The sequence below is a fragment of the Shewanella sp. genome (assembly GCF_051658185.1).
Taxonomy (GTDB): Bacteria; Pseudomonadota; Gammaproteobacteria; order Enterobacterales; family Shewanellaceae; genus Shewanella.
In genome coordinates, this window is the sequence record NZ_JBOFMC010000453.1 from 1 (window position 1) to 11,081 (window position 11,081).

Here is an 11,081-nt window from a genome sequence, read left to right on the forward strand (position 1 = left end):
ATGTGGCGGTGAGAGAGGAATCCGACCTAGCAATATAAAAAATTGATTCATAAATCAAAATCTTGTATTTCAAAGTCAATTCATACACTTAGTCATACACTTAAACACAACCAAAAAAGACATAAAATCAGAAGGTTAATTAACCATCACAAAGAAAACCATTCTCTATAAAAATTCGATAATAGCCTGCCTAACTACCCCTATAATAGTACAGTTTTCATTGATCGGTATTGCGGGGTATTGGGGATTAAGAGGTCTTAGATATTTCTGTTCTCCATCAATGACCAATTGCTTCAAGGTTGCTTCTTTAGAATCTTCAAGACGTGCTATTACCAATGAGCCTGATGAGTAAGGCAATTCAGGATCAACAATGATCACAGCCCCTTCAGGTATTGATATCTTGCCGCTTGGATTTTCCATACTATCGCCTTTTACGCGAAGTGCGAAGCAACCCCTATGGGCTTTCCCAGTGACTGCACGCCACTCCTCTGCATCTTCATTGGCAAATCCTTCTGCTATTTCTTTCCAATCACCAGCCTGAACCCAATTAATAAGCGGAATTTTTCCATTTATATCAGGCCCCACTTCCACATTACCGTCTCCCAATTCCATCTCGCCCTCACCTGAGGCGAGCCAATGTACACTCACGCAAAGTGCATCTGCGATTTGCGTGGTATAGCGTGACCTAGCCGATTTACCGGAACAAATCTGACTAATCGACTGCTGTTTTATGCCAATGCGACGCGCCAACTCAGACTGAGTGACCCCAGTTAACTGCAGAGCAAGGTTAAGTCTTTCAGATAAAGTTTTCATAGTTATTATTATACAAATAAAACTGTAGGCTTCCAACAGTTATTATTGTTGACTATACTACAATCTAAACTGTAGCGATTGTTTTTCACAACAGTCAATATTGTAACAGGAAATGGTATGAAAATGATTAACTCCACACAAAAACATCACCGCCGTGCCATTGATTTATTGAGCAGCCAATCTGCTTTAGCACGCGCTATCAACTTAAAACAGCTAAACATATGGTTTTGCTTAAATAAAACAGAACGAGTATCCACTGCATTCCTTTTAACAAAAAGGACATGCTACGCATAGACAGATAAGCCGATCTCAACACAGATCGGTTAACTCGCATTGAATCTCAAAACAAATTAAATGCCAGTGATCAGTAGAAATGAAGGCAAGTGATGGTACACATTTTACGGCTAAAAAAGAGCGAGTACTTCCATGCGTGATTATGGCAAGGTCTATACCCGCTTTTGGTTAAAGCAAAACGTTCTGTCTTGGAGTGACTCTGCGAAGTTACTCGGACTTTATTTGCTCACCTGTCCACATTGTAATTTGCTTGGCTGTTTTCGTCTCCCGATTGGATATGTAGCATCTGATTTGAACTGGGACGAGCAGCATGTTACCAAGGCATTCAATGAATTAGAAAAAGATCAATTCCTCATTCGTTGTGAGAATACTGGATGGACCTTAATTCGGAGCTATCTTAAGCACAACCCAATCGAAAATCCAAATCAAGGTAAGGCAGCTTTTAGACTGCTTAAAGATGTTCCCACCGACTTTGTTGATATGACTTCGCTTTTGAAGTCTCTTGCAGTATTTCAAACAAGGCTACCACAAGAATTTTCATCATTGTTTATGCCTCAAGGCAGCTCTGTTAGAGACTCTCAACGGTCTGATGACTCTGAGAGAAACAATCAATACACATCTAAAACTGTTAATCACATCCTGTTTGAAGATTTTTGGGAAATTCAAATTCGCAAAGAAAAAAAGGCTAAAGCTAAAGATGAATGGTGCCGCATCGGCCTTGTTGAGGATCAAAAGCTTGCTTTAGAAGTATTAACACGCTGGAAAGAGCAACGAGATAATCGCTTGCAATATCAAGATCGGACGAAAACACCCATGCCACATAACTGGCTTTTGAACAGACAATGGGAAGATGAGTACGTCCGCATTGATGAAGTCCAGCATACACAGTTGAATCAAAAAGTCAGTAAACACCAGCTCAATATCGAAGATAGCAATCGCCGCATTGCTGAGAGTTGGGCAGGATCAAATATTCAGGAGATTCAGTCTGATGCAGGAAGTTGATAAACGGGAATTCGCTGAGGTTTGGAGTGCCGCTTGGTCAATGTATGGCAAAAGCGTTTCTCCGCAATTACTTTCCATTACATTTGAAGCCTTACGAAAATACAGCATTGAAGAAATTAGAATTGGCCTGACTCGGCATATTCAGTCACCGGATACTGGGCAATTTTTTCCAAAGCCAGCAGACGTCATCAAGCACATCGATGGCAATTCTGCATCAAGATCCATTGTTGCTTGGAACAAAGTTGACAAGGCCGTTCATCAAGTCGGCGCTTGGACGTCAGTGATCTTCGATGATGCCCTCATTCATCGAGTGATGGCAGACATGGGCGGATGGATTGAATTTTGTAAGATCAATATTCAAGAATATCCCTTTAAGCAAAAGGAGTTTTTAACACGCTACCAAGCCTACCTATTGCGCGATGAGGTCAGTGAATACCCAAGGTTATTGCAAGGCCTTGCCGATCAGCAAAATCAGCCAAAAGGGCTAGATAACCAGGATCCGGTAATCGTTGGTGACAGGTCAAAAGCGGCACAAGTTTATTCGGGAGGCATAGCAAATGTCAGTGCCGTGTCATTAAAAAGAATAAGTACGAAATCCATGCAAGTGCTTCTGGGTAATCAATTTGAGGAAAAAAATGAACAAAATTAAGACAAAAATGATTGCACTTGCTCTCGCCGTATTAACTAACAACTCGATCAGTGCCTTTCCTGGATACCAATGGGAAATCGCTGCAGAGTCGGTTGGAATTGATCCAGTGATGCTCTATGCCGTAGCACTTACTGAGTCAGCTTCATATCGTGGATTAAATATGACTAGCCCATGGCCTTACACAATACGTAATGGTTCAAACGCAACCTATGCTAGCTCGAAGGCAGAAGCAGAAAAACTGTTACATCAAGCAGTTCAAGAAAGTGAGAAGCACCAACTTGATATTGGGCTTATGCAAATCAATCTTCATTGGCATGGCCACCGAGTTAATTCAGCAACAGATCTATTAGATCCTGTAACCAACTTAACCCTTGGCTCCCATATTTTGGCCGAAGCGATTAAGTCATCACCAGACGATTTAGAGCTTGGTATAGGCCATTACCACAGCAGAAACGAAAAACGCGCTCGCTTATATGGGCAAAAGGTTCTTTCTATCTATCGAAATATTTTACATGAACTGGAGAAACGACAATGACACCCCATCAACAAGACTGCTATCAATTAAATCTGGCGTATCTTCATTCAGCAAGAGAACTAGCCAGACATGATCCACAGGAAGCGGCAATGCGCTTTGGCATAACCCGTGATGTGATAGATGCACTAATAAATGCAAGTATCGACGACCTGCAACGAATAGCAACATCATCGTTTATGCTTTTTCAACCAAGAGGTAACCAAACCCAACTCATCGAAATGATGAAGAGCAAAGGTACAGGTATTCCAAGAATTGCCTACTTATTATCAACCCTCAACAACAAGGGGGATGCATGATAGACAGTTTTTCCAAAAGTGAGCTCATTGCTCGAGCGTCATTGCTGATTAAATATGGGTTTCGAACTACAATTATTGCTCTGGACACCGGATTGCCAAGCCACGTAATTAGAAGACTATATAAGGAAGTTACCGGGACATCGCCTGGTCCCGGCCAGTTACCAGAATCCGATGCTATCGTCAAAAGCAGAAGATCAATGGTCGAAGGGACCCTGTTAATGGCGTTATATGTCAACATAGGTGGTAATAACATCTATAAGCAGCTGAATATTAATGCCTTAATGAAGGCTTACGATGCTTATTTACTGGCAAGAGAAGAAGCGGAGCTTCCAACTGAAATCCCTTGGAAACGATTGTCCATAAATGAAGGGTGGGTTTTAGCGCGCGATTTAAGATCTAAGCTTGCTTCCTTACACAGGTGTCGCTGTGGCAGTTTATATTTGACGGTCTCACAACAGCGCATTCAGCTTAAATGCCCTGTCTGTGAAATCATGACTGAATATAGCACTAGAACACTTTCAAGGAAGTAATTAACTAAAACAGGGCGTCCACAAAACCGTCTGTGAATGCTTAGAGGACCGAGATGATAAACATGTTAAGATCATTTCCTGCACGCTGTTGGCTTGCCTCACTTGTACTGTTGCTGTGTTCGATGGCTACAGCCTATTTTTACCCATTTTCAATACTCGCGAAATTTGCTCATTTAGCGGCTTTACCCTTTATGATTTGCACAATCATTTTTTGTGGTTATTTAGTGTTTAAAGCAACAGGTAATACGGTTGGGCGAATTTCTCTGATAGCTGCAATTTTAACGATTTCCTTCTGGCAATCTAGCTGGATAATTTTGGGCGCTGGCTTAATTTACTTAATCTTCTGTTTAGTTATTAGAATTATTGGTAATCAAGTGAAAAATACGGGAAGAGAAATGAGTCTGGAAGAAAAATGGTATTGGTGCAAGTTGCATTCATATTTTGATGGTTTCTATCCAAGATACCCTAAAAAACCAAATGTTAGCTTACACAGGAATGAACAACCCCCCACCTGAAATCTTCTCAATTTCGACCAGTGGCCTGATTGTAGGCTCTAATGTCGATTAGATTATTTTGTGCATAATCTCCAGTCAGCGAAGCTATTGAAATGATAGATATCTGCTTATCTACAAATGCCCTATCCTCTTGTGTCACACTGCCAGCGATATATGCCCCGTTATTATCTTTTTGACGGTACTCATCAAGCATGCTCTCACGTAAGCTAAGTATTTCTGGCGACCAACTTGCAGGCTCATCCGCATTGAACAAACAACCAGCTAATCCTTGATTAAAAGCCTGCGCAAAGACTTCACTTTGAATGGGAGTTAGTCCCATTCTCTGTCCCTCATTATAAGCTTCCTTTTTAAAATCATCGGCATACTGCTTTATATACTCACCATACCTATTGTTAACTGCGGCCCCAAATGCCCCAGCTAACATAGCTTCCGACTTAGTACCCCAGTTCACCTCAGAAGCGTACTGTTGACTGGTTCCACTATAGGCGTCGTTGAAAGCCGTCAAGGGGTTTTGTAAAGAGGTTCCTGCGTTTACTGCGGCTTTTAATCCATCCCAGGTTGATTTACTTGCTACCGGTGCATTGTGTAGGAATCCACGCGAACCAGTATCTTGTAACGCTTGCTGTTTATAACTTTCGTAATCCTCACCAAAGTGATTCAAGGTTTTCATGGCTGCCTCGAAGTGTTTACCACTAAAATTACCAATGACGCTGGCACTGTTAAAAAACATTTCAGCTCCTGACACACCACTATCATTAGCCATAATGCGTGAGCGCCACTGCGAACCAGCCTCACGATTGAGACCAACTTGATAAGTGCTTGTATCTGAAGTAACGGTTTGCAGTGCTTGCTGTTGATGGGCACTTAACTGTTGGCCTGATCCAGACAAACTTGTTTGATAGGCTGATTGAGTTGAATTAAATTGAGCTTGAGCTGTTGCCGCGACTTCGTATCCTGCTGATAATCCCGTTCCCATTTGCGCTTGCACACCACCATAGTTAGGCGCATTTGATGACAGGTCTTCATTGACACGTGGCTTAATTGAACGCAAGTTCACACCTGTGGCCATTGCCATTACCGTTATTGCAGCCTGATAATCATTATCACGCTCCGCTGGCATTGAAGCGTTACTGTAGGTTAAAGACTCCATTGCGGCAGCCACATACGCCTGATTATCATCAGGAAGTAGCCGTTGATAGATTGGAAGATTTTCACGGGCTCGATTTCCAGCTTCCACATGCTGATTCATATATCGACCTAGATAATCCATAACGCCTGGATTATTCGCAGCCAACCGAGTTAACGTTACACCATCAGTGTTTCTTTGCCCTGATAAACTGTAACTGGCTTGGTCAAGTTCACTAAAACGATTAGAAGACGTAACCACATCTTGAGCAGAGATCTGAAGTGATTGATAGTCTTGATTTGACAGCGACATCTCAACACCGGAACGTCTTGAATCTGAGAGATCATTAACCATAGCATCCCGATACTCTGCCCGTCGCGAATCACTTGCCGTCAAGCTTTGTAATTCACCACTCAGCGTATTGGCAGTTGTCGACCGAGAACTACCTTCAGACGATTCAACTTGACCACTGAAGTTCCCCCCGAGATCAAGTCCTGCACGTACTCGTGATAGTTTTGGCAAGCGGGAGGAGTTTGGCTTATCCACACCGAGTAAATGTCCTTGAGAAGAGTCATTACCACCGGCTCCAAGTAGTCTTCCAAGAAAACCTTTATCTGCAACTTCTTTATCTCCAGGATTAGTAATAGTGCCATCACCACCTACCCTTAGACCTCCAGATAACACACCTGAGACCAGACCTCGCACCGCAGCTTTTTTATCATCCCCAAAACCATAACGTGTTTGCAGATCATCAGTTACCTGATTAACGACAGCACTGGAGGCTGAATTAGATGAGCCAATCTGACGCCCAACTGAAGTTAAGTTATCATAGCTAAGCTTTTCACCAAAAGTACGACTCATAGTATTGCCAACCTGGCGACTAAAGGTTTGAGTAGCCTGAGCCATGGTTTCTTTTGCTGAACCTACCATTGAGCCAACAGCATTACCGACTGAGAAGCTACTGAGTAAGCTGGTCGCTCCTGTCATGGCAGCACCTGTGAGGGCTGAATTCTGGAATATCGACTGTGACTGCATCACGGGAGCATTTTTGGCCACATCGGGACTTGCCATTTTTTCATCAATAGCATCGCCGCTTTGCAAACGCCCAGCTAAATGTGTTGCCGTTATCGCAGAGCCATACACGAGCATGAGTGAAATTGCAGGAACGCTTGAGGCGAGCATCCCTCCCGTTGCTATCCAGGTTTGCAATACAGAATCCATTTGCAACATCCCTGCAAAAGATGGCACTGCGGTGCCTGCAAACGCCTCTAGCGCCGCCATTTTTCCCGCAACGGTTAGATGGATATACAAATTAATGATGGCCATGACGGGCATCCAAAGTTGGATCCACAGTAGGATTAACAAGTACTTTCCGGCCATCCGTAAACCGATTTGACCAAGCGCAATAACAAAAGCCATTAAGGGCGTAATGGCATAAATGAAGCCTTCAAAGAATGTCATCATGGGACGAACGATACTTTGAAACAGTGTCTGCTCCGCTGCCCATTGGGTATTGCGCTGCTCAATCGCCTGATTGACCATGACGGCTGCGGTGAAGGCTTGATCATCCATATACTTGCCCGTCACGCTTTGCTCATAAATTGGCAAGAGCACTGCTGCGATCACATACTCCTGGGTGTTGACTGAAGCTAATCCTAAATTATTCAGCGCATTTCGGATCACGTCATCGGTCTCTGTTGCGGACGCTGTTCCCAAAGAAGCTGATAGCACTTGTTTAAGCCTGGGCATGAATGGCGATTCTGTCATGAGTTTCAGTTGGTTATATGCATCAGTGCAATCAAGATCGCTACTGGCACCACTTAGGATGATACGCGTACCATAAATGCGAGAATCAAACCTAATGGCACTCATCGGATTGGTGTCACTCAATACCTGATCGATATTTTTTTGACCAATGTCGATACCGATCAACGTACATTCTTTGATGTAGTTGAACCACGATTGCTCGATGTCTGAGCCGTTGACACGATTTGCCTCACCCAAACCAGAGCGATCCATCACCTGTTTTCTCACCTTAATCAGTGACTGTAAACTGGATGCAAAACCGTATTCTGTCATTGCTGGCGTTGAGAAGGCCGTTTCAAACAATCGCGTGATTTGAAAGCCAACAGTCGAAATCGTACTGCCAGCTGCGGCAACACCGATAGGCACATTATCAACGACCCTCACCTGACCGGTGTATGCATCCTCAATGCTCACTCGGGTACTGGGTCCAAACATGGTTGCAAAGACAAGCCATGAAACTAAAACATGTTGAAAGTTGATCCCTCGACCTCCTTGCATTAAGGCCTGAACAGAGACCATCAATACCCCAATGAGCAAGCCAATCCGAACCATTGAAGTAAAATCGCCTGTACCAGTGATCATCGCGACAGCGTTCAGGACCTGCTCTAAAAAAGCCGAATCCCCAATAGAATAGATTTCCCACATAATCTATTCCCCCAGCGCAGTTGATTTAACGGTGTAATAACGTTGTTTGCGAATGGTCTGAATCACCTGATTAAAATGCGCGAGCAATTCTTGCTCTGAGCCATATCGACGCTGCAGCGCAGCGTACTCCTCGTTAATTTGGCGACGTGCACGTTCAAGGTCTTCGGTTAACAACTTCGCATAGGCATGCTCTTCCACACCTGAGGTGCTCCTCGCTGCATTGAGCATGTCTTCAACCAATGCTCGGGCCATCTCAACCGCGATAAATGGTGCAGCTCGTGAAGCAAACGATCGAGCAGCCCCTTCATCCAGTGCTGAAAGTGTTCGGATCATGCCGCCAAGGCTAGCGGGAGCTGAGGACATAAAGGCTTTTTCTGTAGCACTGACTGACCCAGTATTGCGGGCAAACTTGAAAATGATGCCATTGCTCGTGCCAGTACCAAGTAGCAGATTTTCAACCTGCATCGATAATCCGGTGAGTGTCACGTTTGTGAGTGTCGGATTCAGACAACCGTCCTGAGTCACTGTGTCACACAGGTACATGGCAACGTTACCGCCATGAATTAAGTGCTCGATGGTGACTTTGTTGCCGATAATCCGCGTTAACTTAGGGGCTGTGCCCTGCCCATCTGCAGCGTTAGCTAAATCACCTATTATGATCGAGCCAGTCACTGACATAACGGCTTCAAGAAAACGGTCATCCCCCGATGCAAACCAACTTGAAACAGAATGCCGCTTCAAAGCTCGCCAAACTAAGTTTCCTTTAATCGTCTTATTTACATCAGAAGCGGCAACACTTGATGCATTTTCATATGGGTTCTTGCCATTGGACTCACTCCAGCTAGTGAACACATCCCCAGCGCCTTTGAGTGAACTCAACATACTGGCCTCTGTCTGTCCCTTTTTGCCAAAAGCAGCTAGGGTATCATTCACTACCCCCTGCGCCATTTGACAGGAATTGCCAAAATACTCGTTCAATTGCTGGATTTTCTTTTGCAAGGTCTCCATGTGCTGGGAGCATTTCTCACACATAGCACTAAGTGCCAATTGAAAAGCGTATCCCTTGGCGTTTGCTGCCACAGAGCGAAGCAATTGCACAAACTGATCCGCGTTAACAAATGACAGACTTCCAGCGAACATATCAATGCCACCACAACCAGCTTGGAATGATGGTGGCACCATAGAGACAAGGTTCTCGTTCATTATTCTGTTACGGACAACAACGCTTCCGCCAGAAATGACGCCACGCCGTTGACTCTCAAACACACCTGGCGTAGTGGTGTTGGTCATTGAACCAAACAGCTGGCTCATTTCCTGCTGCAAACTTGCTTGGCTTATTGACGAAAATCCAATCGCAAAGGTGATTAGTGACACTCGAATGACTTGCTTCATCGTTATAACCCTCCTTGTTCACGCAGATAGCGTACGAGGAACTCAGGGTCCTGCAATATCTTCTCGTTAAGGTCTTGGGCTGACATCGCGAGTGAAATACCAGGTTGAACAGGTCTGGTGGCGGAGTATGTTTGATCGTCAATCCAACCGGCTTGATGGGCTGCGAGAATGATTCGGTTATTGAGATCATCAAGGCTCATTGCACCCTGGCCAATCGGAGTGATGACATTGGGCGGGTCAACTAAAAACACAGCAGGGACAGTCGTAACGGACAATGATTGAGCTTGTCCTGAATCGACTTTGTAATTGGGAAACTCTCCACTGGGTAAAGGCAAGCCATCGACGGCAATCGCGAATACCTCGAAGCCATACTTCAACGCCATGGATTCGATGATGGGCGCTTGTGCATGGCAATAAGGACAATCTGAACGATAGAAAAAGAACAAACCTGCTCTTTTTGCTACTTCACCCAAAGCAACATCACGTTGAGCGCCCGCCTCTCGGTCCATACGATTAGCCGCATAGGTCGCCAAAGGCCTACGACTGATTTCATCTAATACAGGATCACCCATCACCACCTGCTGACTTACATCAGCAAATAGTGAGCCCTTATCCATCATAACTCGTTGAAGATACAGATAAGCCCTAATATTTTCAGTAGTCGGCTCATCAATGGCCTTGTCCATAAACGCTTGCATATGCTCTCGAAACCATGCGGTACTGAAAGGCTTTAACTTACGCTGGCTAGGCTCCGCTACCGCAACAAATTCCGACTTAATAAGCTGCTCGGGTTCTTCTGGCTCAGGGATGACTTGATACCAAAACCAGCCTTCTTGGCTACGCAGATAAAATGGATCGTCAATGGCATAGGCAGGCAATATGAACAGAAAGAATATGATGATTGGGATGGACAACCAAAGGATAAACCATGGCAATAATGAGGATCTCATTATCAGCTCCTGAATGAATCATAGAGCCAAAATGCTAATGTACCCAGAAAGAACGATTGGCAAGATAGATGAAAAAAAACTGCAGGTTTCTGACTATAGTTAAACTGTTAATTGGCCTTATTCAAAGACACCATATCTCATGATTTACCTTGTAGCGACACAAAATCGTAAAACACTAATGCCCGTTTTGTACTGACTTACAAATGCAAAAACCCCCCTAGAGACTAACTCTAAGGGGATATTTCTTCTGCTAAGGCACGATAGTGTTACATCAGGGGCTGGGCAAACAAGCTGCCATTGTCATACAAAGGAAAACCGCTAGCACCTTGAGACTTGAAGGTGACTTGCCAGCAAGTCGCGTTTTGCAAATTACTGCGGATCTCTTCAAGAGTGCGACCACAAGTTGCCACATCAAACAGTGCATTGGTTTGATCTGCTTTACCACTTTCAGGCACAAAGCTCAGATGATAGTTGCTGATCTCGACGGGAATGTCGCTGCCACTTTGTCCCCCAAGGGTAAGAGCAGCA

At 44.3% G+C, this 11,081-nt stretch carries 11 protein-coding genes; 6 read left to right on the forward strand and 5 right to left on the reverse strand.

What is annotated here, in order from left to right:
* Positions 1-165: 165 nt before the first annotated feature.
* Positions 166-813, reverse strand: a complete 648-nt coding sequence (locus tag ACRCZA_RS16460; RefSeq protein WP_438675459.1) for a LexA family protein — start codon at positions 811-813, stop codon at positions 166-168.
* Positions 814-1,239: 426 nt separating this feature from the next.
* Between ACRCZA_RS16460 and ACRCZA_RS16465 the strand changes: the two genes are divergently transcribed.
* The 6 genes from ACRCZA_RS16465 (at position 1,240) to ACRCZA_RS16490 (ending at position 4,634) form a co-directional block, all read left to right on the forward strand.
* Positions 1,240-2,109: a hypothetical protein gene (locus tag ACRCZA_RS16465; RefSeq protein WP_438675460.1), complete on the forward strand. Its 870-nt coding sequence runs from the start codon at positions 1,240-1,242 to the stop codon at positions 2,107-2,109.
* Positions 2,096-2,758 carry a DUF6475 domain-containing protein gene (locus ACRCZA_RS16470; RefSeq protein WP_438675461.1) on the forward strand — a complete coding sequence of 221 codons (663 nt, stop codon included), beginning with the start codon at positions 2,096-2,098 and terminating at the stop codon, positions 2,756-2,758. Before ACRCZA_RS16465 ends, ACRCZA_RS16470 begins: the two co-directional genes overlap by 14 nt.
* Entirely contained in the window at positions 2,745-3,293 is a 549-nt protein-coding gene (locus tag ACRCZA_RS16475) for a lytic transglycosylase domain-containing protein (protein WP_438675462.1), read from the forward strand. Before ACRCZA_RS16470 ends, ACRCZA_RS16475 begins: the two co-directional genes overlap by 14 nt.
* Positions 3,290-3,589: a flagellar transcriptional regulator FlhD gene (locus ACRCZA_RS16480; protein WP_438675463.1), complete on the forward strand. Its 300-nt coding sequence runs from the start codon at positions 3,290-3,292 to the stop codon at positions 3,587-3,589. The genes ACRCZA_RS16475 and ACRCZA_RS16480 overlap by 4 nt, the downstream gene beginning before the upstream one ends.
* The gene (locus tag ACRCZA_RS16485; protein WP_438675464.1) at positions 3,586-4,119 is read left to right on the forward strand and encodes a FlhC family transcriptional regulator; all 534 of its coding nucleotides are present in this window, start codon (positions 3,586-3,588) and stop codon (positions 4,117-4,119) included. Before ACRCZA_RS16480 ends, ACRCZA_RS16485 begins: the two co-directional genes overlap by 4 nt.
* A gap of 122 nt (positions 4,120-4,241) precedes the next feature.
* Complete coding sequence (locus tag ACRCZA_RS16490; protein WP_438675465.1) at positions 4,242-4,634, forward strand: hypothetical protein; 393 nt, start codon at positions 4,242-4,244, stop codon at positions 4,632-4,634.
* A 7-nt stretch (positions 4,635-4,641) separates the two neighbouring features.
* Here the strand turns inward: ACRCZA_RS16490 and ACRCZA_RS16495 are convergent, their stop codons facing one another.
* The 4 genes from ACRCZA_RS16495 to ACRCZA_RS16510 all read right to left on the reverse strand — a co-directional run.
* Positions 4,642-8,211 carry a conjugal transfer protein TraG N-terminal domain-containing protein gene (locus ACRCZA_RS16495; protein ID WP_438675466.1) on the reverse strand — a complete coding sequence of 1,190 codons (3,570 nt, stop codon included), beginning with the start codon at positions 8,209-8,211 and terminating at the stop codon, positions 4,642-4,644.
* A gap of 3 nt (positions 8,212-8,214) precedes the next feature.
* Positions 8,215-9,603, reverse strand: a complete 1,389-nt coding sequence (locus tag ACRCZA_RS16500) for a conjugal transfer protein TraH (RefSeq protein ID WP_438675467.1) — start codon at positions 9,601-9,603, stop codon at positions 8,215-8,217.
* A gap of 2 nt (positions 9,604-9,605) precedes the next feature.
* The gene (locus ACRCZA_RS16505) at positions 9,606-10,553 is read right to left on the reverse strand and encodes a thioredoxin family protein (protein ID WP_438675468.1); all 948 of its coding nucleotides are present in this window, start codon (positions 10,551-10,553) and stop codon (positions 9,606-9,608) included.
* 266 nt (positions 10,554-10,819) lie between these two features.
* A partial coding sequence (locus ACRCZA_RS16510; protein ID WP_438675469.1) for a hypothetical protein occupies positions 10,820-11,081 on the reverse strand: 262 nt, incomplete at its 5' end.

Bases quoted from the DNA above. Each gene is read 5' to 3' on its own strand.
- ACRCZA_RS16465 (WP_438675460.1), top strand. From the start codon at position 1,240: ATGCGTGATTATGGCAAGGTCTATACCCGCTTTTGGTTAAAGCAAAAC.
- ACRCZA_RS16460 (WP_438675459.1), bottom strand. From the start codon at position 813: ATGAAAACTTTATCTGAAAGACTTAACCTTGCTCTGCAGTTAACTGGG.
- ACRCZA_RS16480 (WP_438675463.1), top strand. From the start codon at position 3,290: ATGACACCCCATCAACAAGACTGCTATCAATTAAATCTGGCGTATCTT.
- ACRCZA_RS16475 (WP_438675462.1), top strand. From the start codon at position 2,745: ATGAACAAAATTAAGACAAAAATGATTGCACTTGCTCTCGCCGTATTA.
- ACRCZA_RS16470 (WP_438675461.1), top strand. From the start codon at position 2,096: ATGCAGGAAGTTGATAAACGGGAATTCGCTGAGGTTTGGAGTGCCGCT.
- ACRCZA_RS16490 (WP_438675465.1), top strand. From the start codon at position 4,242: ATGGCTACAGCCTATTTTTACCCATTTTCAATACTCGCGAAATTTGCT.
- ACRCZA_RS16495 (WP_438675466.1), bottom strand. From the start codon at position 8,211: ATGTGGGAAATCTATTCTATTGGGGATTCGGCTTTTTTAGAGCAGGTC.
- ACRCZA_RS16500 (WP_438675467.1), bottom strand. From the start codon at position 9,603: ATGAAGCAAGTCATTCGAGTGTCACTAATCACCTTTGCGATTGGATTT.
- ACRCZA_RS16485 (WP_438675464.1), top strand. From the start codon at position 3,586: ATGATAGACAGTTTTTCCAAAAGTGAGCTCATTGCTCGAGCGTCATTG.
- ACRCZA_RS16505 (WP_438675468.1), bottom strand. From the start codon at position 10,553: ATGAGATCCTCATTATTGCCATGGTTTATCCTTTGGTTGTCCATCCCA.